A 20,404-nucleotide genomic window follows, 5' to 3' on the forward strand; every position below is an offset into this window, starting at 1 on the left:
GCGCCGCGTCCCGGCACTGACAAGGTTTACAAACCAAGGTTTACAGAGAAAGAGGCCTTCATGCGAGCATCCGAACCAAGCCGCACCGCGATGGGTGCGGCAGCCTATCGAGCAGCACACCAGCGTGTGGATGGCGGCGCCATTTTCTTTGACCCCTACGCCCGCCGCATCCTCGGCGAGGCGGCCTGCGCCGAGGCCGATCTGAAAGCGCAGGACCCCGCCACGCGATCCTTTCGCCTGTTCGTGGCGGCGCGAAGCCGATATGCCGAAGACTGCCTTGACCTCTCCGTCGCAAGGGGCGACAGGCAAGCCGTCATCCTCGGCGCCGGGCTCGACACCTTTGCACTGCGCAATCCCCATGCCGGCCTGAAGGTCTTCGAAGTCGATCATCCCGCCACGCAGAGCTGGAAGCAGATGCGGCTCAGCGAGACCGGACTGACGCAAAGCCTGCCGACATTCGTTCCCGTCGATTTCGAACATGAGGATTTGAAAACGCGTCTCGTCGATTCCGGCTTCGAGCCCGAAGCACCGTCTTTCTTCATCTGGCTTGGCGTCGTGCCATATCTCACGGAGGCGTCGGTCTTTACGCTGTTGCGCTTCGTCGCCAGCCTGCCGAGCGCATCCATCGTCTTCGACTACGGTGAACCCCTCGAAAACTATTCGCCCGAACGCCGTGCCCGCGCCGCGGAAATGGGCGCGCGCACGGCCGCGGCCGGCGAGCCATGGCTGACGCACTTCGATCCCGAGGATCTTGCGAACCGATTGCTGAGCCTGGGCTTCACATCTCTGGAGGATATCGGCCCGACCGAAATGGCAAAACGCTTCTTCGGTCTGCCCCGGGATGCGCCGGACCGCGGCGCCGGTCCCCGCATCATATTCGCCGGGAAATAGGGAAATCCCCGAGATGTCGAGTTGCTGCAATCGAGCTGGCCTCAGCTGTCGTAGACGACAGCAATCTTGTTTCCGGCCGGTCACGCACATAAGCGGAATACCAGTTCGGCCCGTAGTGCGGACGTAAACCAGGCGCGCCGTCGTCCGTTCCGCCGTTTGTCAAGGCAGCATCGTAAAAAGCGTTCACCTCGGCATGGGACTTGGCCATGAAACCAACCATCGAGCCATTTCCGGCGCTCGCCGGTTCGCCGTTGAACGGCGTGCAAACCCATAGAACGAAACCGTCACCCTTCCCGCCTTCGGAATAGGCGCTCCATCCGGGAAATTCCCCATGTTTGCTCCACCCGATCGTTGCCAAGGTCGCATCATAAAAGCCATTCGATTTGACGGAATCGATTGCGCCGACGGTTACGTAGACACGCATGGTCTTCCCTTTTGCTGCTCCAAGATCGGGTGAATTCACATTGCAAACATGAGAACATAAAAAGAACACCCGATTGAGGTCATGCGAAAAATTAGCGGATCGCTGCAGCAGGTCGAAAACTAACTAGGGCGGCGATAGTGGATCTCTTTGCTACCTGCGAGCTCGAAACCCCTCCCCACTCGCCGCACCAAACTATTGCAATCTCATAGATAAACGCTTCATTGGCGATATATGAACGAGAGTCCTGCACCAATGACCCATCTCAAACATGGCATACTCGCCGCGGCCATCATGCTGGCAGCAACGATGACATACCCGCATCCGGCGCATGCGCAACCGTGTGAGCAGGAAAGCTTCGAAGAGGCGAAATACGTTGTCTGTGCGCTTGAACCAGGTAAAGCCGACCTGCGATTGTTCTGGAAGAATGCCGATGGCGCGCCATATCGCGCTTTTTCAAGCCTAGCCGAAGCCGTTCACGCCGAGGGGCGAATGCTGGCTTTCGCCGTCAACGCCGGGATGTACCGGGTCGATTTTTCCCCGATGGGGCTTTACGTTGAGAACAGCAGGGAATTGCAGCCCGCCAATACGACAAAGGCCGAAAGCTCCTCGGGCCAGGTACCGAATTTCTATAGGAAGCCGAACGGCATATTTTTTCTGAGTGAAGCAAGCGCCGGCATACTCCCGACCGATGAATTTCTGAAGCATCGCCCCAAAGTGCGGTTCGCCACGCAATCCGGCCCGATGCTTGTCATCGCTAACAAACTGAACCCGATCTTCATCGTCGGATCGACGGACCGGACCCGCCGCAGCGGTGTCGGCGTCTGCGACGGTGGCGCGGTTCGTTTCGCGATCAGCGAAGACGGGGTGAATTTCCACGATTTTGCACGGCTCTTCCGCGACCATCTGAAATGCCCCGACGCCTTGTTTCTCGATGGCGGACGCGGTGTCGGACTTTACAATCCCGAAATGGGCCGCAACGACCGATCCTGGCACGGCGGCTACGGCCCTATCTTCGGGCTCGTCGAATAGCGCATGAGGGAATCCGCTTTCAGCCGGACCTGGCATCTCATCAGTTTGCCTTCGGAACCGAAGCGGGAGGTCGCCGTTACCAGGGGACGGATGGTGCCATCGTGGTCGCGCCTGCCCGACCTGCTCGACGGATTGATCATGACCACCCTGCCCCCGTTTCCCTTCCCGGCAATAGGCAGGACGGTCGCCGCCATCGTCAAGGGGTGCGGCGATGGAGAAGGTGCCAATCCCGTACGCGGATGCATCATGCTTGGGAGGGCGAGCCTTTCAAAAACCGCCTGCTTCGCATAGGCTCCCGGCCTGCAAAATAGGAAAGCCGGATGGAATACATCGATTCACTCGCCTTGCTCGTCAGCGTCTACATCGTCTCCCTCGTCAGCCCCGGACCGAATTTCATCATCGTCACCAACACAAGCATGACGGTATCACGCGCCGCCGGGCTCTTTGCGGGTCTCGGCTTGCGTTCGCATCCCTGACCTGGGCCGTCATGGCGATGGCGGGGCTTGGCTTTCTGCTGACGCATTTCGATTGGCTGCATGTGACGTTGCAGGTGGTCGGCGCGCTGTATCTGATCTGGCTGGGCCTGAAGATGATCCGCGGCGCGGCCAAGCCGTTGAAGACGACGGGGCCGACCGAAGTCACATGGCGCTCCGCGATGCGCCTCGCTTACGTCGTCAGCATGACCAATCCGAAATCAGTGGCTTTCTTCGGAAGTATCTTTGCGCTTGTCATCCCTGCACATGCGCCGATCTGGCTCTATTGCGTCATCGCCCTGACCTGCTTCCTTCTTTCGGCCCTCTGGTATTGCGGCCTGGCCTTTTTCTTTTCGAACCCGCGCGTTTCCGCCAGCTTCCTGCGGTTCAAGGCCGGCATCGAGCGCGTGATGAGCGCCGCCCTGATCCTCATCGGCAGTCGCCTGCTCCTAGCCCGCTGATGTTATCCCGGTTTTCGTGAGGACCAGCCACTCAGGTCGTAGGCGAGGCCGGCAAGGGTTCGTCGATATCTTCGGGAATGAAGCCGCCGGTCTGGCGTTTCCATAGGCGCGCGAACAAGCCGTCTTGTTCGACCAGTTCGTCCGGCCTGCCCTCCTCCACGATGCGCCCGTGATCGAGCACGACGATCCGGTCCATCCTGGCGATGGTCGACAGGCGGTGTGCAATGGCGATCACCGTCTTTCCCTCCATGACGAGGTTGAGCCTTTCCTGGATGGCGGCTTCGGATTCGCTGTCGAGGGCGGAGGTCGCCTCGTCGAGCACCAGGATCGGCGCGTCCTTCAGGAGAACGCGGGCGATGGCTACGCGCTGGCGCTGGCCGCCTGACAGTTTGATGCCGCGGTCGCCGACGAAGGCCTCGTAGCCCTTGCGGCCTTCGCCGTCGGAAAGATCGGCGATGAAGACATCGGCACTCGCAATCTTCGCCACCGCTTCGATCTCGTCCTTCGTCGCCTCCGGCCGGCCGTAACGGATATTGTCGCCGACCGAACGGTGCAGCAGCGCGACGTCCTGCGCGATGACCCCGATGGAGCGGCGCAGGCTCGCCTGGGTGACGGCGCGGATATCCTGCCCGTCGATGAAGATCGCACCATCCTCTATGTCGTAAAAACGCAGCAGCAGGCTCACCAGCGTCGTCTTGCCGGCACCGGAGAGGCCGACGAGCCCTACCTTTTCGCCGGGCCGAACCGTCAGCGACAGGTCATCGATAACAGGCTTGCCGGACTTGTAGGCGAAGCGGACATTTTCGAAACGGATTTCACCACGCTCGACCACGAGGTTCTTCGCATCCGTCCGGTCGGTGATAGTGGGCGGTGTCGTCATAACAGGCATGGCATCCTTGATCGTGCCGATCGCCTGGAAGATCTGTTGGCCCATTTGCAGGAAGGTGAAGGTGTGGCCGGACAGCCGTTGGAGGACATAGACGGCGCCGGTAAATTCGCCGATCGTCACGAACCCCTCGACGAGGCCGGTAAAGCCGATCGACAGAATGGACAGCCAGTGCAGCACGTTGAGGACGACGACCGTCAGCTCGGCTGTGCGATAAATGCGTTGTTCGCTTTGCTGCGTCTCGATCGACTTGCCGATAATACCGCGGATGGTGCCCGCCTCGCTGTCTTCAGCGGCGAACTGCTTGACCATCTGCATGTTGGTGTAGAGATCGGTGATGGCGCCGGCGATCAGGCTGCGCCGCTTGGCGGAGCGGCGAGCGCGCTCGGTAAAGATCGGTGCCAGCCTGACGGCGAGCAGGACGTTGAGCGTGATCCAGATGACGGTCGGCACGGCGAGTTGCCAGGACAAGGCGCTGAGTAGGATCACGGAGCCCACCATCTGCATCAGGAAGCGTGGAATGGACTGGAAGGCGGAAATGAGCTGCTGCTGGACAGCAGAGGCCACCTGCTGCAGGCGCGAGGCGACCTGGCCGGCGTAGAGATCATGGAAGAAGCCGAGATCCTGCCGCTCCACCGCCTTGTGGCCCTGCCACTGGATGGCGGCCGGCATGCCGATGCCGAGCGTATGCGAAGTCAGCGTGTTGACGAGGAACGAGGCGATCGGCATGGCCGGAAAGAGCAGCAGGCCGAGGAAGGTCAGCAGCGGCCATTCACTCGCCAGGAAAGCGGATGCACCCTGTTGCGTAACACCGTCGACGATGACCGACAGCCCCCAGACAATGCTTAGATTCATGGCCTCGTTCGCCATGGTGCAAAGCGTCACCACAATCAGCACGCCGCGAAACATCGAGATGAAATGCAGGAGCACTGCCACCGGCCCCTTGGACGGCAGTGGCCGGTAGGGAATATCGAGCGGCCGGATCAGGCTTTCGAAAGGACGATAGATCGCATCTGAAATCGACATGGGCCACTCGGATTAAAATCGGGAGGAGGCGTGGACTCAGCTACGCAAGGTGGCAGACAATCATCTTCAGGCTGCAGTCTCAATTAGAAATTTCAGAAAATCGCTGAAAAAGCCGTGACCACGAGACGTCCGCAGCACGCGATTGTTTTCAATCCGGACGGACATCACTCGCCCCGGGCCAGGGCTGCGGCCTGTTCCAGCGAGATCTTCCCGACCAGGGGGTCGGCATGACGGTGGGCGAGCCGCCAGTCTGATCCATGCCGGCGATAGACCTGAGTCACGCGCAGCGACCAGTTCTGGTCGGGCAGACCGCCTACCTCACCATGCTGGCGCTCGATCATCACCAATACGATCAGGTCGCCACTGACATAGGACTTTTCCACCTCGAGGGTTCCGCCGCCATTGCGGAAGAACCGGGCGAGCTCGGCCAGACGCTCCGGACTGTCGTCGAAGCCATGGCTCGCCGGACCACCGAAGGGCTGCATCAGGGTGAAATCGTCATCGAGCCGGATGAGGCTCGCCCACCTTGTCATGTCGCCGGCCATGAAAGCCGCCGCCTGTTGTTCTGTGCGGCTGATGATGTCTGGCAATGCCTGATCGGATGCCGGGGCGGCATGCGCAACGCGCCCTGTCGCGGCGATCGCCATTGCCAGAGCGGCTCGACGGGAAATGCTTTTGGACTCGCGCATGGGCTCATCGTCGCCAAGCGATGTTTTGTTCTTAAAGGGGGACATGGGGTCTTCCTGTCGGTGGCAGCCGTCGGATGGTCGTTATCTCCCATTTTCAGGGTAATGAATCCAATGATATGATTTCAGCAATATGCTGAACCACATTGATCTATCCAGAATCGACCTCAACCTGCTCGTGCTGTTCGAGACTGTCATGGAGGAGCGCCATGTCGGGCGTTCGGGGCAGCGGTTGAACCTCTCGCCATCCGCGATCAGTCACGGCCTTGGCCGGCTGCGCATGCTGCTGGGCGACCCACTATTTCTTAAAACACCGAAGGGCGTCGTTCCGACAGATCGGGCCGAAGAACTTGCGGCACCCATCGCCGACATATTGGCACGTGTTCGCAGCGTGGTGGCGACAGCGGAGCCATTCGATCCAGCCCACTCTCAGCGACGATTTACGATCGGCGCGCCGGATGGCGTTTCGTCTGTGTTTCTACCGCCATTGCTCGACCTGCTGGCCAAGTTCGCTCCCGGCATCGCAATCAGCGTCCGGCAATTGCTGCCCAAACAAGGCGAGCCATCGCCTGATCTGGCTTGGCGCGATGCGCTAGCCGCGTTGGAAGCCCGTGATATGGACATCGCCATCATTCCTCAGGCCGGGTTTCCAATCCGCTTTGCAAGCCTGCTGCTCTACGAGGAGGATTTTGTCATCGCTGCCCGTCAGTGCCACCCTTTTCTGATAGATCAGACCCTGGCCACCTACTGCGCCGCGCAGCACCTTGTGGTCTCGCATCTGGGCGATACACATGGCTTTGTCGACAATCTGTTGGCCAGCCATGGATGCTCCAGGCGGGTGGCGCTGACGGTCCCGAACTTCATGCTCGCGCTCGCCGTGCTTGCGGAGACAGATTTTATCTCGGCCTTGCCACGCCGTTTCGTCGAAATGCATGCAGCGCGGTTCGGCGTCGTCAGCGTCAATCCTCCCCTGCCACTCGGACGCTTCGCCATAAACGCGACTGCGCCAAAGGCGGCAATACGTGACGAAGGCGTGGCCTGGCTGGTAAGACTCCTGCAGGCATCCATGGATAACGCGATAGATAAAACCGGAGCTCACAGCGGAAGTCCTCCGGCCCGGAGAAAGGCAGGCACTTGAGCCGCCGATAGCATAAGACCTGGCGCCTGGATCGCCCAATTGCGGTCATCGCGCGATTGAGGCAGGATGCCGTCCTTGAACAGAGAGCAGGATCGAACCGACGCTCATGCTGACGGGCTCATGTCATTGCGGCAAGGCAAGCTGGACACTCGAAGGTGATCCGGGCTCGATCACCGCCTGCAACTGCACGCTCTGCCGACGCTACGGTACGCTATGGGCCTATGACTACGAAGGAGAGCGCATCGCTCTCACCGGTGAGACCGCCTCCTACGCCCGCGCCGACAGGGACGAGCCGTCTCTCGAAATATTGTTTTGCCCATCCTGCGCCTGTGTCTTGAGTTGGCGCGGCCTGCGGCTTCCAAAGGATGGCCGCCGGCGCATGGCCGTCAACATGCGGCTTGCGCCGCCGGATCTCGTTCAGCATCTGCCTATCGATCATTTCGACGGCCTGGACACGTTTGAAGACCTTCCATCCAAGGGGCGCTGCGTGCGCGATCTCTGGTTCTGAGCCGACTGCGAAGATCGCCCCGGGCCGGATCGCGCCAGATGCGAACCCTGGCAAAACATCGTCCTGCGCAAGGCCATCTCAGCCGCGCCGCGCCGCCTCGATCGCCGCAATGTCGATCTTCCTCATGGTCATCATCGCGTCAAAAGCACGCTTTGCCTGGCCACCGCCTGCCGAGAGCGCTTCGGAGAGGATGCGCGGCGTAATCTGCCACGACACGCCCCACTTGTCCTTGCACCAGCCGCACTCGCTTTCCTGGCCGCCATTGCCGACGATCGCGTTCCAATAGCGATCGGTTTCTTCCTGATCGTCGGTTGCGATCTGAAATGAGAAGGCTTCGTTGTGTTTGAACGCAGGACCGCCGTTCAGGCCGATGCAAGGAATGCCGGCAACGGTGAATTCCACGACCAGTACGTCTCCCTGCTTGCCGTCAGGATAATCTCCCGGTGCACGATTGACCGCACCCACGGCGCTATCGGGAAAAGTCGCGGCATAGAAACGGGCAGCCGCCTCAGCCTCTTTGTCGTACCATACGCAGATCGTGTTCTTTGCCATTGCGCTGTCCTTTCGCTCTTCGTTTCGCATTGCCCACTGAAATAAGAGGCAAACCGTCTTTCTCCAGCCCATGGAAGCAATTTTACGCGGACGATCGCGAGACGAGAATCGACTATGATCGCAGAGAGGAAGGGATAAGCGTGACCATCACCCCTGAACAATTTCTAGCCCGCATTCGGCTTAATCCGGTCAACCATCTGCTCCTGGAGAAATTGCCGGCTCTGGGCCTGCCGCAATGTATGCTGACGGCTGGCTGCCTCTTTCAGACAGTATGGAACTTGAAGACCGGAAATGATCCAGAGCACGGCATCAAAGATTATGACATTTTTTATTTTGACGACCACGATCTCTCATGGGAAGCCGAGGACAAAGTAATCCGTCGTGGCAAGGCCTTGCTGGGAGACCTCGCAGACAAAGTTGACATAAAGAACCAGGCTCGCGTCCACCTCTGGTATGGCGAGAAGTTTGGCAAAGACTTCCCTGCCTTCAAATGCACTGAAGACGGCGTTGATCGTTATCTCATCTCCTGTACTCGGCTAGGGGTGAGAGTTCATGACGCCAGCCTCTATGCACCCGATTACCTCGACGATATGTGGCACGGCATACTCAGGTGAACCCACTTAACGCTCAGCCCGAATTGTTCGCCCGCAAATGCAGACAATATCAGCAGCGCTGGCCGTGGCTGCGTGTCGAGCCAGCGGCATCGAGCGAGGAGGTCCAATGAGGTCCTTGCTAGCTTTGAGCCAGTAGAAAAACGTCGGGCTCGCCTGGATCACGCCAATTGCGGTCATCATTGAACTGTCGCACGACCTAGCTGCTACAATCGGCCCTCGGGCGGGTAGCTCAGCTAATTGTTTCATCAATTCATTTTGGACAACACCAATGATTTACCTGCTTGGCCACGGCGAGACCATTTGGAACACCTTAGGTCGGTTCCAGGGCCAAAAAGATTCACCGCTTACAGAGCGCGGCATCGAACAGGCAGAACAGATGGCGAAGCTTCTGAAAAAGGAAATGGCAGGGAGCCAACAATCATTCCAACTCCATGTCAGCCCTCTCGGCAGAACGCAGGAGACTGCGGCTCGCATCGAACGGGTGTTGCCGCTGGCGGCCCGTCCGGAATCGCGGCTAGTGGAGGTGACTGTCGGTTCTTGGGACGGCATGACCAAGTTCGAGATCGACAACGAGTTTCCAGGAATGCTGGACGGGTCCGACGCTTTCGATTGGTATTTCAAATCTCCAGACGGGGAGAGCTTCGATGCTGCCTGTGCGCGAGCAAAGGACTGGATCGTAGGCATACATGGACCGACAGTTGCGATTTCTCACGGGCTGTTTGGCAGATTGGTGCGTGGAGTATATGCCGGCCTTTCAAAGCAGGAAATGCTGGAATTGCCCGTTCCCCAAGACGGGTTTTATTGTCTTTGCGACGGTGAGTTCAGTTTGGTAAGCGGTTCGGCTGATATGATATCCGACGTGGTCGCTGAGGAAGGGTTCCTCCCTGAGTGCCAGCCCGGCCGCCAATGCTGACTATAACGCGGCTCAATGCCATCGGTTGACGCCTCGACTTGCGAACATCGACCTTCAGGCCCCTTAGAGTGAGGCTCTTTTGGTGCTGCATCACCGCTGGAGTCGAGCCACCGGTGATAAAACTTAACTGAGCTAGCCACTGGAAAATCACTGGGCAAGCGCGTCGCATGGATGAGGTTCGACGCGGCTCTAAAACATATCCCGCCCGTCGCTGCGCGGGTCGCCGGCCACGCGGTGCGGCTCGTAGAGGCCGCTCAGCGCTTTGCGCCGCCACGGCCGGGCAATATCGCCGTGATTGTCGTCGATATCGGCGAGCGATATCGCGGCCGTTCCATCCGCAGGGCATTGCGCCGCCCACCGGCCACCGGGAGCGACAATCCCGGAAGAGGCCGGATCGGCTAAACCGGGATGTGCCAGTATGGAGAAACTCACCCAGTACCTGTTGCTCGCCGCATACCCCTGCACCTCGGCGGCGAAGGAGGTATCATTGGCCGACGTCCCCCCAGTGGACGAAAACAGCACGCAGTGGACATCGAGCCGCTCGTATTCGGTGAAAATTTGAGGAAAGTTGCACTCCATGCCGAGCGCACAGCCGAAGCGGATGCCGTCGACCTCGAAGGTCACGGGGATCGAACCCGGCGTGTACATGAAGGAGATCTTGGTGTTGGACAGCAGGCGCTCGTCGTAGCGCGTCACCAGTTCGCCGCGATCGGAGACGACATAAAGGCTGTTGTGCGGCCGGTGCGGCGGCGTCAGCGGATGCACCGAGCCGATGATCGCCCAGAGGCCGAGTTCGTGCGCCAGTTTGCGCGTTGTATCCAGCTCCTCACGAAGCACCACCCATTCGAACCGTCGCCAATCGGAAGGCCCGATCTCTCTTGGCCCGATTTCCGACATGATGCGCTTGTTCGGCGATGATGTCGTTCCTTCGGGAAAGTGAATAAGCCGCGCCCCTGCCTCTCGCGCCTGCCGCATCAGCAGGCGCATCTCCTGTCCGCTCCAGCGAAGCTTGTCGGCATCGCGGGGATCGTCGGCATGGGTGGTCTGGGCCACGGCGAGACGCAAGCGTCTTGCCTCAGGCAGTGCATCGTTCGCCGACCTGGGAAGAACATGCATGCGGGCGGCGGTATAGGATTCACCCGTCTTGGCGGCGCGCGCACGCACCCGCCGTTTGAAATTTCCATTCTCAGTCATATCAGGGCCTCTCACGTTCCGGACATCGTTCCCCAGCAACAGGCCCGAAACATCAGGACCAAGGATCACGACCCGAGACGAAAGTCCCTTTGCCTCCGGTTGAAGACCCTGCTGGGGAAGGTCCTGGGAGGTTCGGCGTTAGGCCACGCCGACACAAAGATGCCGAGGCGACCGCGATTCGTCAATTCGGGGAATGGCCGAAATCGGCAGGCCCGAGGCGCCTTACTTCGGGCGTTCCGCCTTATCCACGCGCCACGGCGGATCGGTGCGGTTCGATCCGGCGAAATAAAGGATGATGCGGTTGCCGCCGGGGTCGAAAAGCTCCGCCTCGCGCCAGAGCCAGCTCTTATCCTCCGGTCCGGTGACGAAACGAAGACCGGCCTCGCTGAGACTGCCGACCGTCTCGTCCAGCTTCTCGCACTCGAAATACACCGTGGTGCCGCCACCGCCGCCTTCGCCCTGATGCAGGGAGAAGGTGCTGTCCCCGTCCGGGCAGACGAAGCGCGCATAGCGAGGACGGGCGTCGACGACGGGCTTGAGACCGAGAGCGCAGTAGAAGTTCCAGCCCGCATCGAGGTCAGGCATCGTAACGGTTACTTGATTCAGGCGCATGATCTATCTCCTCGGCTGAGTTCGCCCAAAACTGTGCGGCGGCTCGGCACCACGACATTCATAAAAACAAAGACCTGAAGCCGTCGCATGAATCAAATTCTAAGCGAGCAGTTTTAGTGTCATCGACACAAAACTCGTGTCAGACTGTGCAAGCCACGCACACGCCGGCGCACGGATCGAGAGGGCCGAAGCCATGCACAAGTTCACCGTATCAATCACCCGGGAGATCGAGGCCGACACCGCCGAGGAGGCCGCCTTGCTCCTGTATCAGGAACTATCAAGGGGACCGATCCCCGACCGCTACTCGGTCACCGACGAGACGAAGGCTGCCACGGAGGTGAAGCTGGACCGGCAAAAGGCAGACGACTTCGCCAGCATCGATCACACTGCCGACCCCGGCAACTGGTAAGCACCTGACGACCAGAAGAGATCCCTGCTTTGCGCCGGGAGCGCAAGTGCGGTAGTTGCAGATCCCGTTCGCCGGCGTAATGACGATGCAAACAGCCGTCCGTCGGGAATATCGCCAGCCAAGGAAAGTCCGTGACCTCACCAATCAAAATAGCCGTCGCCGGCGCGAATGGCCGCATGGGTCGTGCCATCCTGCCGCTGCTGGCGGCCGATCCGGATTTTGCGTTCGTCGGCGGCATCGGCCGCGAGGGCTCCGCAGGCGCCGGGCTGATTGACCGTTCGTCCGCGATTAAGGCCGCCGACGTGATCCTGGATTTCACGACGGGACGTGCTGCCGCCGAACTTGCCGGCCTGTGCGCTTCCGCCGGCGGACCTGCCCTGGTGATCGGGGCGACGGGTTTCGAGCCGGATGAGCTCGAACGGATCGCAGAGGCCGCCCGCGCGATTCCAATCCTGCGCTCCGGTAATTTCTCCATCGGCGTCAACATGCTGGTCGGCCTCGTCGCCCAGGCCGCCCGCGCCCTTCCCGCGAATGGCTGGGATATCGAAATCCTCGAAGCCCATCACAACAGGAAGATCGACGCGCCGTCGGGTACGGCGCTGATGCTTGGCGAAGCCGCCGCCGAGGGCCGTGGCGTTTCCCTCGCATCCGTCGAGCGGCGCGGGCGTGACGGCATCACCGGCGAGCGGCCGCCCGGTGAAATCGGCTTTGCCGTGTTGCGGGCCGGCGGGCTCGTCGGAGAACACAGCGTCCTGTTTGCCGCCGCCGAAGAAGTCGTGACGCTCTCGCATTCGGCTCTCGACCGCGGCATGTTCGCCCGCGGCGCACTTGCCGCCGCCCGCTGGATCGCAGGGCGCCCACCCGGCCAATACGCCATGCGGGATGTGCTGGGTCTGGCGTGAATAAGGGAAACAGGCTCACAGCATATCGAGGATTGCCGAGGCGACGACGACTTCGGTTCCAGCCAATCCGACGGAGCAAAACAGCGTCGTATCGCCAGGAGATCCTCGCCCGGCCGCCTTCCCGGCCATGATATCGGCAAGGTCGGCGATGCGGTGCTCATTGCCGGAGCCGGCCAGGAAAAACGGCGAAGCATAGGCGCGCGTCTGTTCGGGAGAGTCCGTCGCGATCACGGCTGCGACATCGGCGATATCCAGGCCGAGTTCATATCCCTCATGCGTTTTCGGGCCAACGGTGTTGACATGCACGCCGGGTTTCAAATCCCGCGCATGGATGACGGGCGTTCGGCTCGTCGTCGCGCAAATGACGATGTCGGCGTCATCGACGGCTTCAGAGGCGCTGCCGGCAGGCTCTACTTCTATACCCAAGGTGTGCTGCATCTCAGTTGCAAAGGCGGAGCGATTTTTCTCGTCGCGGCTATAGAGCTGCAACCCCGCTTGAGGTCAATAGGTGAGGCAAACCGACATGCGCTGAAACATCGGCGTGAGACCTAACCGACCAGACGGCGAGCCATCATAACGTCGTCGATCTCCCTGCCCTCCTCCAGAACCCCGCCGGGAATCCTGCCGATCTCGGAGAAGCCTTCCCGTTGATAGAAGCGTATTGCCGCCGGGTTCTCCGCGCTGACGAAGAGTTCCAGTTGCAAGATGCCGGTATCGCGCGCGCGATCGGCCACCGCGCCGAGCAGCTTGCCGGCAAGGCCCGTTCCGCGCAGGCTCCTTCTGACGTAAACCATGATGATCGTCGCGCGATGGGCCATCTTGCTCGACCGCTGTCGAACCAGGCCGGTTATGCCGACGGGTTCGTCACCCTGAAAGGCGATGAAAACCGGCTCATTCAGGCGATTGCGCCACTCCTCGAGAGAAAGAGCCTCCCAGTCCTCGTAGCGGCTTGCAAAGAGGGACGGTTCGGTTCGAAGCGCTTCCAGACGGATGCGCCGGAAAGCCTCCACTTCGTCTGCCCTGACATGCCTGATCGTCGTGCCACTTCCATCCATCGGGACCTCCTGCAAGATGAGAGGTACTGTCAATACAGATGGCCTCAGCCGATGCAACCGGTGCCAGGAAGCTTCGTAGTTCAGCATATGCTCGAAGTGACGAAATCGAACGGAAATCCATCATCTCAGCGCCGATCACTGCGCCGGGCTCCCCAGCCGACCGCCCTTCCGGACGACCGGTTCGCCAGTTGGCCCGACCACCGGTTCACGGGCTGGCCCGTCGACCGGCTGGCCGGTGGATCGGACGACCAGGGGATCGGCTGGCTGGGCGGCGGACTGATCGGTTTTTGGCCCCGGCACCGGCTTGCCGGTTGCCCCCGGCACCGGCTTGCCGGTTGCCCCCGGCACCGGCTTGCCGGTTGCCGCGTTCAACGGCACACCGGTTGGTCCGGCCGCTGATTGCTCGGTTGCTCCGGCAACTGGCTCATCAGTTGGTCCGGCGACCAATTGATCGGTTGGCTTGTCGATCGTGAACGGTACAACTTCACGGATGATGAAGAGAAGAACTATCCCGACCAACGTGCACGTCAGCGCGTAGAGAAGGAAATATTTCAGTGCATATCCCTCGCTGATTGGCAGCACCAACTTGACAATGGTGCAAATGATATTTCCGCATCATTGAACGATACTTGAAGCGAAGGCAATCATTTTCAACAAGAGCCGCGAAATTTCAAAAATGCACAGAACGGGATAAGGTAGTTATTGTAGATATTTAGGAAGCGCCTCCCCGATGCTCAATTTGTCTTGAGGTCTCGGCAAGCCCAGGGAAGGCCCCGGAACCCCAGATCCGAGATCTGCCAGGCGAAGACAGCCTCGGCGATATGGGCTAGATTGCGTGTGCCGGCAGCCTGCTTTCGAGGGTGAGGCCTCCAGGATCGGTGGCGGCAGGGGGGATCCGCATGACGGCAATTGCAACTCTGTTTCAGGAAGCCGCCCGCCTTGCGGCCGCGTTCCGGCAGGCAACGCCCGCCCGCCATATGCCAACCCACGACTACGCAGCCTCGCTAGCCTGTTTCGAAGAGCCGCTGCCGGCGGCAGGTTCCGATATGCTTGATGTCATCAGGCGTCTCTCGGACGGCGCCGAGCCCGGGCTGCATGCAACCACTGGACCGCGCTTTTTCGGCTGGGTCATCGGCGGCTCCCATCCGGTCGGCGTCGCGGCCGATTTCCTCACCAGCGCCTGGGGCCAGAATGCCGGAAACCATACCGCCGCCCCGGCCGCGGCAGCCGTCGAGACCGTCGCGGCGAGATGGCTTCTCGATCTCCTGAAGCTGCCGGCCGAAAGCTCGGTCGGCTTCGTCACCGGCGCAACGGTGGCGAACTTCACCTGCCTTGCCGCCGCCCGCGGCGAGGTGCTGCGCCAGGTGGGCTGGGATGCCGACGCAAAGGGCCTGTTTGGGGCGCCTGAGATTACCGTGCTGATCGGCGATGACGCCCACACGACCGTCTTCTCCGCGTTGCAATTCCTCGGCCTCGGGCATGATCGCGTGCTGCGCCTGCCCACCGACGCGATGGGACGGATAGACCCGGCCGCGCTGGCGGGCACGCTCGATACTGTCTCTGGACCCGTCATCACCGTTCTCCAGGCGGGGCAGATCAATACTGGCGCCTTCGACGATTTCGCCGCCATCATCCCGCTCTTGAAGGCGAAGCGCGCCTGGGTGCATATCGATGGCGCCTTTGGCCTCTGGGCGCAGGCATCCGTGAAGACCAACCACCTCAGCCGCGGCATCGAAGCGGCCGACAGCTGGGCGACCGACGGCCACAAGTGGCTGCAGACACCCTATGATTGCGGCTATGCCATCGTCCGCAACGAGCTCGCCCATCGCCGCGCCATGACGATCGCCGCGAGCTACCTGCCGCTCGCCGGCGAAGGCGAACGCGATCCCTCACACTACGTGCCCGAGCTTTCGAGACGGGCGCGCGGCTTTGCCACCTGGGCGATGCTGAAACATCTCGGCCGCGACGGCATCGCCGCCTTGATCGACCAGTGCTGCGCCTCAGCGCGGCTGGTGGCCGATCTCCTGTCGCAGAAACCGGGCATCGCCATTCTGAACGAGGTAACGCTGAACCAGCTCGTCATCCGTTTCGGACCCGACCTGCCCTCTGAAGAAGGCGACGCGCTGACGCGAAAGACGATCGAAAAGATTCAGGCGGACGGCATCATCTTCGCCGGCGGCGCCAAATGGCGCGGCCGCGACGTGCTGCGCCTCTCCGTCACCAATTTCCAGACGACGTCAGATGAGGCCCAACTCGCCGCCCAAAGCATCATCGCCGCGTTCAAGAGTGTGAGCCTGGGGTGACGCATCAACTCCCTTGGTTCGCCCCGGCACGGAATTGTGCTATCGCCGGCCTCGCTCACTCCAAGAGAGATCGAAACGTGAAAAACATCCTGTTCGTCTGCAGTCAGAACAAACTTCGCAGCCCGACGGCCGAACAGGTCTTCGCAGGCTGGCCGGAGATCGAAGTCTCCTCGGCCGGCACCAATAACGATGCCGAAAACCCGCTATCGAACGAGCTGATCGAATGGGCCGATATCGTCTTCGTCATGGAGAAGGCTCATCGTTCGAAAGTCCAGGGCAAGTACCGGTCAGCTCTCAATGACAAGCGGTTGATCTGCCTTCATATTCCTGATGACTACGATTTCATGGACCCCGCGCTCGTTCAGTTGCTGAAGGCAAAGGTGCCTCGGCATCTCTAAGCTCGGTCATGCGACCCTAAAATCGCCGCCCCAAACAAGAAGGCGTGCAATTCTTCCGTCCGCCCGCGTTGCTCTAATGGTGGCAACTTGCGGCCAAGCTGCGAGGGCCGATGGTCAAACTTGTTGAGAGACGTATTCCGGAAACTCAGCCGCACCGCGACTTAGGGCTTTCACCATCAACAGGCCGTCGTCGAAGTAGCCGTTTCTCGCGTAGAACTGATGCGTAAGCTCCCTGCCCAGCACCATGGCGATACGGATCACCGCGCATTCAGTCCGCTCCGCCTCCGCCTCGATCCACGCCATCATCTTGCCGCCGATGCCCTGACTGCGCAGGGCGCTGTCTACCACCACATTGTCCGCCTCGACATACTTGCCGCACCACAACTGAGTGCCAGTCCAAAAACCCGACGCACCCACCATCCGTTCGTCGATGTATGCTGCTATGCAGCGGTAGTTGTTCTGTGCAAACATGGCTGAAAGTCGTTGGCAAACCACGGCCTCACTCAGGCGACTAACCTGGCTGTACAGCGGGAAAATTGTCATCATCTGATCGAGGCCAGCCAGTTCGCGGATGATCACTTCGTCGGACACAGCAGCCCCCTATCCTCTCGATCGCATGATTGTGCACGCGAACTTGATCATGATCCATAGGCGTGAATCGCTTACAGTGGACCACCGGTCTTCCCATTGCCACAGGCTGCGCTTATAGCTCCCCGCCCGTTCAGATCGGACAAGGAGGAGAGTGATGAACGCCAATGATGTCGCCGCCCATTGGGAGAGCAATGCTGAGACCTGGACGATCTATAGCCGCGCCGGCTATGACAAATATCGCGACGCGCTGAACACGCCGGCCTTTCTGAAGATGCTGCCGCCGGTCGCAGGCCTTGCTGGGCTCGACCTTGGCTGCGGCGAAGGTTCCAACACCCGCGCCGTCGCCCGTCTCGGCGCCCGCATGACCGGGCTCGACATCGCCCCGACCTTCATTCGTTATGCCCGCGAGAGCGAGGCAGAAGCGCCGCTCGGCATCGACTACGTGCTCGGCGACGGCCAGGGCATCGATTTCCCGGAGGCGAGCTTCGATTTCGTCACCGCCTTCATGTCGATGATGGACATGGCCGACCAGCGCGAGGTGCTGAAAGGCATCCACCGGGTCCTGAAATCGGGCGGCTTCCTGCAGTTTTCGATCCTGCACCCCTGTTTCGTGCCGCCGACGCGCCGCAATATCCGCAATCAGGCCGGCGAGCCCGTCGCGGTGGAGATCGCCGATTATTTCGACGAAAGCGACGGCCGGGTCGAGCGCTGGATCTTTTCCTCCATCCCCGAGGCCGAACGGGCGACGCTGACGCCGTTCGCCGTTCCGCGTTTTCACCGGACGCTGTCGACCTGGGTGTCGATGATCGTCGAAGCGGGGCTGACGATCGAAGCTTTCGGCGAGCCGATGGCGTCAGTCGAGGTGGCGCTCGCCGAGCCAATGGTCGCCGATACCCGCATCGCGCCGATCTTCCTCCACATCAGGGCGCGCAAGGCGTAAGGCCTGTTTTCCCGCCGCCACCGAGGTTTGGAAGGAGGGTGAGTTCTCACCCGGGTTCTCACCCAACATCATCGTCGCACGGCGACCACCGAGCTGGCGCGATAGCGCGACAGCTGGACTCGATTGGATTGGTTGCCGCCGAACAGGTAGACGTACTGCCGGCGCTGGTCGATGTGATCGAACAGGCTGACATGAAAGCGCCGACCGGTGCGGATCACCACGACATCCCCTCGCCTGGCGGAGCGGACGCCGACCGGCTTGCCGAACTTCCTCCAGGACGCCGCCATGTTGGGGTTGGGCGGCGGTTGCCGCGAAGATCGCTTGGCGACAAAGGCCAGGAACGCCCCGCACCACGATACCCTGCGCGGATTGATGCTGAGGAAGGAGATGGAGCGTTCGTGCATGCTCTTGTACTTGGACGCCGTGCCGAGCATGTCCGCCTCACAGGGCACGGCAAGCGCCGTGAGGACGATGACGAGAATAACCTTCATAGTTACCCACCATTGTTTGTATAATGTTGAAATTCCGAAATGTGGCGAAGAATAAAACAGGCGCGGCAACGTAGATGCGAATTATGGCGTGATTTAGAAACAACTAATACTGGCATTTTGGCGGCGGAAATTTGTCCGAAGCGAGGCGCAGAGCACCGTGGGCGAGCCTCCCCTTGCGGCCGGAGACCGCCATCACAAACCCCGCAATACATATGTTTTGCTAGGCCGAAAGGCTGGAGTCTCGCCATCGCAACCAGGTCCATTCAAAGGAGATGGACTGTGTCCGCAATGCTTGAGCAGCAAAACCATTCGCCAAGAGTTGACGACAGCGCGCGGAATTAACCCCTCACCTATACGAGCTATATTTCCGATAACCGCCAATAATACTTCGGCGCGATAGGAAATACATTGAGTTCGCCAAATTCACCAGCGAAAGCCGGAGGTTGCCCCTCCGGTTGCGGACGTGAACGAGCTTACGACAGCGCAGGCCGGCGTGGCGGGTCAACCGTGTGGTTGCGCCGGTTCGGGTTGGCCTGTGACCGGTGCAGGATCAACAGCAAGTGCCCTGGTGACCAGCAGTGCTGCGGCGAGAACAGGGACGACCGCCCAGTACGAAAAGCGGATGCCGAAGTGTTCGGCAACGAAACCGAGTAGTGGCGGCCCGGCGAAAAACACAAGGAACGTCGTCTGCCCGAGCGCTGCAACGTTGACGGGTGCGGGTCGATCCGTGCGTCGGGCCGCAGCCGAGATGGCAAGCGGATAGACTGAAGAGCAGCCGATACCTGCCAGGCCAAAGCCTGCGAGCGCGATAGCAGGGTGTATCGCTGTCGCAACCATGACAACACCGATGGCCGCGATCCCAAGGAGAGTGATGGCGACCGGCCGCGGATTGAAACGGTCGATGACAGGGTCCATGCCGAGCCGCCCGATGGCGATGAACGAGGAGAAAATGGTCACGCCGAGCCCGCCGACGAAGGGTTCGACCGCGAATACGTCGCGCATATAGATCGCCGACCAATCGACGCTTGCGCCTTCGGCAAGAAGCGGAGCTGCGGCGACAAGGCAAAGCGGGAGCAGTCCGATCGTGGGAAAAGCGATGATCGGCGTATCTCCGGGGTGAGCGTCCTGCCGCCGGGGCGCATTCTCGATCCCGGAGAAAACGATCGACCCGGCAATCAAGACCGTCACCAGGACGATGAAGCTATGCAGTTCGATGGAGACGGCAGCCTGCCGCATGCCGGCGGCAACAAGGGCGGTGATGCAGAAGCCGAGGCTCCACATCCCGTGAGCCCGGCTCATGATGCGGTAGCCAAGCAGCGCCTCATGGCGATCGGTTTCGATATTGGCGTTGATCTCGAATGCTCCGGTGAAAACGCCGGCAATGAAGAACAATGGCACCGCCAGAAGAGCTGAAGGCATCCAGGGGATCAGCGCGAAAAACAGCGCCGCACCAAAGACGGTGACGAAAGCGGTGGTGCGCGCACCGAGCTTCTCGATCAACCTCACCGAGAATGTCAATCCGCAGAGAACCCCGGAGGACAGGACGGCGAGCAGAAGGCCAAGCTCCCCTTCGGTCAAGCTGAACTTGAGCTGAAGGTCGGGCAGCCGCGAAACAAACGCGCCTAAGGAAAGGGCCACGGCAAACTGGATGAAGAAAATGCGGTGGTGCGGCTTCATCTCGGCACTCTGCTCCGATTGGGGCGGGATATCGGCGGCATAACCGGACATTCCGACGAAATGGCGACTGGCTGAGAAACCCGCGATCTCAGGATTATCGACCACCGCTGCTGACATTCCCTGTCAGCATGATGCCGCCGCCGCTGATTTCACAATTCAATGCCGAGCAGCCGCTCCAATTGAAGGCTGCAAAATAAGTCGGGCCGAAGGGCCACCTTGTCAACGGCACCC

At 60.6% G+C, this 20,404-nt stretch carries 24 protein-coding genes and 2 pseudogenes; 14 read left to right on the plus strand and 12 right to left on the minus strand.

The window, feature by feature from the left end; genetic code table 11:
- The first annotated feature begins 60 nt into the window (after nucleotides 1-60).
- Entirely contained in the window at nucleotides 61-891 is an 831-nt protein-coding gene (locus tag AC25BC_RS12675; RefSeq protein ID WP_012757996.1) for a class I SAM-dependent methyltransferase, read from the plus strand.
- 41 nt (nucleotides 892-932) lie between these two features.
- On the opposite strand, the pseudogene AC25BC_RS12680 reads toward AC25BC_RS12675, so the two are convergent.
- A pseudogene (locus AC25BC_RS12680) lies at nucleotides 933-1,315 on the minus strand (VOC family protein).
- 252 nt (nucleotides 1,316-1,567) lie between these two features.
- On the opposite strand from AC25BC_RS12680, the gene AC25BC_RS12685 reads away from it, so the two are divergent.
- The 4 genes from AC25BC_RS12685 to AC25BC_RS12700 are packed head-to-tail and all read left to right on the plus strand — an operon-like array spanning nucleotide 1,568 to nucleotide 3,278.
- Nucleotides 1,568-2,344, plus strand: coding sequence for a phosphodiester glycosidase family protein (locus tag AC25BC_RS12685; RefSeq protein WP_012757998.1), 777 nt, complete (start codon nucleotides 1,568-1,570; stop codon nucleotides 2,342-2,344).
- Nucleotides 2,345-2,347: 3 nt separating this feature from the next.
- A complete protein-coding gene (locus tag AC25BC_RS12690; protein WP_041935542.1) occupies nucleotides 2,348-2,635 on the plus strand; it encodes a hypothetical protein in 288 nt (95 codons plus the stop codon).
- A 29-nt stretch (nucleotides 2,636-2,664) separates the two neighbouring features.
- Nucleotides 2,665-2,820 (plus strand): hypothetical protein, encoded by a 156-nt coding sequence (locus AC25BC_RS12695; RefSeq protein ID WP_244432220.1) that lies wholly within the window; start codon nucleotides 2,665-2,667, stop codon nucleotides 2,818-2,820.
- A gap of 11 nt (nucleotides 2,821-2,831) precedes the next feature.
- Nucleotides 2,832-3,278, plus strand: a complete 447-nt coding sequence (locus AC25BC_RS12700; protein ID WP_244432221.1) for a LysE family translocator — start codon at nucleotides 2,832-2,834, stop codon at nucleotides 3,276-3,278.
- Nucleotides 3,279-3,309: 31 nt separating this feature from the next.
- On the opposite strand, the gene AC25BC_RS12705 is transcribed toward AC25BC_RS12700, so the two are convergent.
- Nucleotides 3,310-5,190, minus strand: a complete 1,881-nt coding sequence (locus AC25BC_RS12705) for an ABC transporter ATP-binding protein (protein ID WP_128438379.1) — start codon at nucleotides 5,188-5,190, stop codon at nucleotides 3,310-3,312.
- Between the two features lie 164 nt (nucleotides 5,191-5,354).
- Nucleotides 5,355-5,879: a YybH family protein gene (locus AC25BC_RS12710; protein WP_245459799.1), complete on the minus strand. Its 525-nt coding sequence runs from the start codon at nucleotides 5,877-5,879 to the stop codon at nucleotides 5,355-5,357.
- Nucleotides 5,880-6,009: 130 nt separating this feature from the next.
- On the opposite strand from AC25BC_RS12710, the gene AC25BC_RS12715 reads away from it, so the two are divergent.
- Together AC25BC_RS12715 and AC25BC_RS12720 are read left to right on the plus strand one after the other, a co-directional pair.
- Nucleotides 6,010-7,014 (plus strand): LysR family transcriptional regulator, encoded by a 1,005-nt coding sequence (locus AC25BC_RS12715; protein ID WP_012758002.1) that lies wholly within the window; start codon nucleotides 6,010-6,012, stop codon nucleotides 7,012-7,014.
- Nucleotides 7,015-7,120: 106 nt separating this feature from the next.
- Nucleotides 7,121-7,522 carry a GFA family protein gene (locus AC25BC_RS12720; RefSeq protein WP_012758003.1) on the plus strand — a complete coding sequence of 134 codons (402 nt, stop codon included), beginning with the start codon at nucleotides 7,121-7,123 and terminating at the stop codon, nucleotides 7,520-7,522.
- 78 nt (nucleotides 7,523-7,600) lie between these two features.
- On the opposite strand, the gene AC25BC_RS12725 is transcribed toward AC25BC_RS12720, so the two are convergent.
- Complete coding sequence (locus AC25BC_RS12725) at nucleotides 7,601-8,074, minus strand: VOC family protein (protein ID WP_128438377.1); 474 nt, start codon at nucleotides 8,072-8,074, stop codon at nucleotides 7,601-7,603.
- Nucleotides 8,075-8,214: 140 nt separating this feature from the next.
- On the opposite strand from AC25BC_RS12725, the gene AC25BC_RS12730 reads away from it, so the two are divergent.
- Together AC25BC_RS12730 and AC25BC_RS12735 are read left to right on the plus strand one after the other, a co-directional pair.
- Nucleotides 8,215-8,688 carry a nucleotidyltransferase family protein gene (locus tag AC25BC_RS12730; RefSeq protein ID WP_313903784.1) on the plus strand — a complete coding sequence of 158 codons (474 nt, stop codon included), beginning with the start codon at nucleotides 8,215-8,217 and terminating at the stop codon, nucleotides 8,686-8,688.
- Between the two features lie 268 nt (nucleotides 8,689-8,956).
- Nucleotides 8,957-9,601 (plus strand): histidine phosphatase family protein, encoded by a 645-nt coding sequence (locus AC25BC_RS12735; RefSeq protein WP_128438376.1) that lies wholly within the window; start codon nucleotides 8,957-8,959, stop codon nucleotides 9,599-9,601.
- Nucleotides 9,602-9,790: 189 nt separating this feature from the next.
- Here AC25BC_RS12735 and AC25BC_RS12740 read toward each other — a convergent pair whose 3' ends face one another.
- Both AC25BC_RS12740 and AC25BC_RS12745 read right to left on the minus strand, forming a co-directional pair.
- Nucleotides 9,791-10,795: a carbon-nitrogen hydrolase family protein gene (locus tag AC25BC_RS12740; protein WP_128438375.1), complete on the minus strand. Its 1,005-nt coding sequence runs from the start codon at nucleotides 10,793-10,795 to the stop codon at nucleotides 9,791-9,793.
- 222 nt (nucleotides 10,796-11,017) lie between these two features.
- Complete coding sequence (locus tag AC25BC_RS12745) at nucleotides 11,018-11,407, minus strand: VOC family protein (protein WP_062941689.1); 390 nt, start codon at nucleotides 11,405-11,407, stop codon at nucleotides 11,018-11,020.
- A gap of 193 nt (nucleotides 11,408-11,600) precedes the next feature.
- On the opposite strand from AC25BC_RS12745, the gene AC25BC_RS12750 reads away from it, so the two are divergent.
- Together AC25BC_RS12750 and dapB are read left to right on the plus strand one after the other, a co-directional pair.
- Complete coding sequence (locus AC25BC_RS12750; protein ID WP_029870545.1) at nucleotides 11,601-11,816, plus strand: hypothetical protein; 216 nt, start codon at nucleotides 11,601-11,603, stop codon at nucleotides 11,814-11,816.
- A 131-nt stretch (nucleotides 11,817-11,947) separates the two neighbouring features.
- Entirely contained in the window at nucleotides 11,948-12,718 is a 771-nt protein-coding gene (dapB, locus tag AC25BC_RS12755) for a 4-hydroxy-tetrahydrodipicolinate reductase (protein ID WP_113545926.1), read from the plus strand.
- Nucleotides 12,719-12,733: 15 nt separating this feature from the next.
- Here dapB and AC25BC_RS12760 read toward each other — a convergent pair.
- The 3 genes and pseudogenes from AC25BC_RS12760 to AC25BC_RS12770 all read right to left on the minus strand — a co-directional run.
- A pseudogene (locus AC25BC_RS12760) lies at nucleotides 12,734-13,204 on the minus strand (ornithine cyclodeaminase family protein); the annotation flags it as partial.
- A gap of 62 nt (nucleotides 13,205-13,266) precedes the next feature.
- Entirely contained in the window at nucleotides 13,267-13,773 is a 507-nt protein-coding gene (locus AC25BC_RS12765; protein WP_113545927.1) for a GNAT family N-acetyltransferase, read from the minus strand.
- 135 nt (nucleotides 13,774-13,908) lie between these two features.
- A complete protein-coding gene (locus AC25BC_RS12770) occupies nucleotides 13,909-14,358 on the minus strand; it encodes a hypothetical protein (RefSeq protein WP_113545928.1) in 450 nt (149 codons plus the stop codon).
- A 314-nt stretch (nucleotides 14,359-14,672) separates the two neighbouring features.
- Between AC25BC_RS12770 and AC25BC_RS12775 the strand changes: the two genes are divergently transcribed.
- Complete coding sequence (locus AC25BC_RS12775; protein WP_113545929.1) at nucleotides 14,673-16,076, plus strand: pyridoxal phosphate-dependent decarboxylase family protein; 1,404 nt, start codon at nucleotides 14,673-14,675, stop codon at nucleotides 16,074-16,076.
- A gap of 77 nt (nucleotides 16,077-16,153) precedes the next feature.
- A complete protein-coding gene (locus tag AC25BC_RS12780; protein ID WP_128438374.1) occupies nucleotides 16,154-16,474 on the plus strand; it encodes a low molecular weight protein tyrosine phosphatase family protein in 321 nt (106 codons plus the stop codon).
- 114 nt (nucleotides 16,475-16,588) lie between these two features.
- Here AC25BC_RS12780 and AC25BC_RS12785 read toward each other — a convergent pair whose 3' ends face one another.
- On the minus strand, nucleotides 16,589-17,065 hold the full coding sequence (locus tag AC25BC_RS12785; RefSeq protein ID WP_113545931.1) for a GNAT family N-acetyltransferase: 477 nt from the start codon (nucleotides 17,063-17,065) through the stop codon (nucleotides 16,589-16,591).
- A gap of 154 nt (nucleotides 17,066-17,219) precedes the next feature.
- On the opposite strand from AC25BC_RS12785, the gene AC25BC_RS12790 reads away from it, so the two are divergent.
- Complete coding sequence (locus AC25BC_RS12790) at nucleotides 17,220-18,005, plus strand: class I SAM-dependent methyltransferase (protein ID WP_113545932.1); 786 nt, start codon at nucleotides 17,220-17,222, stop codon at nucleotides 18,003-18,005.
- 68 nt (nucleotides 18,006-18,073) lie between these two features.
- Here AC25BC_RS12790 and AC25BC_RS12795 read toward each other — a convergent pair whose 3' ends face one another.
- Both AC25BC_RS12795 and AC25BC_RS12800 read right to left on the minus strand, forming a co-directional pair.
- A complete protein-coding gene (locus AC25BC_RS12795) occupies nucleotides 18,074-18,496 on the minus strand; it encodes a TIGR02594 family protein (RefSeq protein ID WP_012758016.1) in 423 nt (140 codons plus the stop codon).
- A gap of 501 nt (nucleotides 18,497-18,997) precedes the next feature.
- The gene (locus tag AC25BC_RS12800) at nucleotides 18,998-20,173 is read right to left on the minus strand and encodes an MFS transporter (protein WP_113545948.1); all 1,176 of its coding nucleotides are present in this window, start codon (nucleotides 20,171-20,173) and stop codon (nucleotides 18,998-19,000) included.
- Nucleotides 20,174-20,404: the final 231 nt, after the last annotated feature.

The sequence above is a fragment of the Rhizobium sp. WSM409 genome (assembly GCF_057653825.1).

Bases quoted from the DNA above. Each gene is read 5' to 3' on its own strand.
- AC25BC_RS12735 (WP_128438376.1), top strand. From the start codon at position 8,957: ATGATTTACCTGCTTGGCCACGGCGAGACCATTTGGAACACCTTAGGT.
- AC25BC_RS12740 (WP_128438375.1), bottom strand. From the start codon at position 10,795: ATGACTGAGAATGGAAATTTCAAACGGCGGGTGCGTGCGCGCGCCGCC.
- AC25BC_RS12705 (WP_128438379.1), bottom strand. From the start codon at position 5,190: ATGTCGATTTCAGATGCGATCTATCGTCCTTTCGAAAGCCTGATCCGG.
- AC25BC_RS12795 (WP_012758016.1), bottom strand. From the start codon at position 18,496: ATGAAGGTTATTCTCGTCATCGTCCTCACGGCGCTTGCCGTGCCCTGT.
- AC25BC_RS12700 (WP_244432221.1), top strand. From the start codon at position 2,832: ATGGCGATGGCGGGGCTTGGCTTTCTGCTGACGCATTTCGATTGGCTG.
- AC25BC_RS12725 (WP_128438377.1), bottom strand. From the start codon at position 8,074: ATGGCAAAGAACACGATCTGCGTATGGTACGACAAAGAGGCTGAGGCG.
- AC25BC_RS12675 (WP_012757996.1), top strand. From the start codon at position 61: ATGCGAGCATCCGAACCAAGCCGCACCGCGATGGGTGCGGCAGCCTAT.
- AC25BC_RS12715 (WP_012758002.1), top strand. From the start codon at position 6,010: ATGCTGAACCACATTGATCTATCCAGAATCGACCTCAACCTGCTCGTG.
- AC25BC_RS12710 (WP_245459799.1), bottom strand. From the start codon at position 5,879: ATGCGCGAGTCCAAAAGCATTTCCCGTCGAGCCGCTCTGGCAATGGCG.
- AC25BC_RS12790 (WP_113545932.1), top strand. From the start codon at position 17,220: ATGAACGCCAATGATGTCGCCGCCCATTGGGAGAGCAATGCTGAGACC.
- AC25BC_RS12745 (WP_062941689.1), bottom strand. From the start codon at position 11,407: ATGCGCCTGAATCAAGTAACCGTTACGATGCCTGACCTCGATGCGGGC.
- AC25BC_RS12775 (WP_113545929.1), top strand. From the start codon at position 14,673: ATGACGGCAATTGCAACTCTGTTTCAGGAAGCCGCCCGCCTTGCGGCC.
- AC25BC_RS12765 (WP_113545927.1), bottom strand. From the start codon at position 13,773: ATGGATGGAAGTGGCACGACGATCAGGCATGTCAGGGCAGACGAAGTG.
- AC25BC_RS12720 (WP_012758003.1), top strand. From the start codon at position 7,121: ATGCTGACGGGCTCATGTCATTGCGGCAAGGCAAGCTGGACACTCGAA.
- AC25BC_RS12750 (WP_029870545.1), top strand. From the start codon at position 11,601: ATGCACAAGTTCACCGTATCAATCACCCGGGAGATCGAGGCCGACACC.
- AC25BC_RS12690 (WP_041935542.1), top strand. From the start codon at position 2,348: ATGAGGGAATCCGCTTTCAGCCGGACCTGGCATCTCATCAGTTTGCCT.
- AC25BC_RS12800 (WP_113545948.1), bottom strand. From the start codon at position 20,173: ATGAAGCCGCACCACCGCATTTTCTTCATCCAGTTTGCCGTGGCCCTT.
- AC25BC_RS12685 (WP_012757998.1), top strand. From the start codon at position 1,568: ATGACCCATCTCAAACATGGCATACTCGCCGCGGCCATCATGCTGGCA.
- AC25BC_RS12695 (WP_244432220.1), top strand. From the start codon at position 2,665: ATGGAATACATCGATTCACTCGCCTTGCTCGTCAGCGTCTACATCGTC.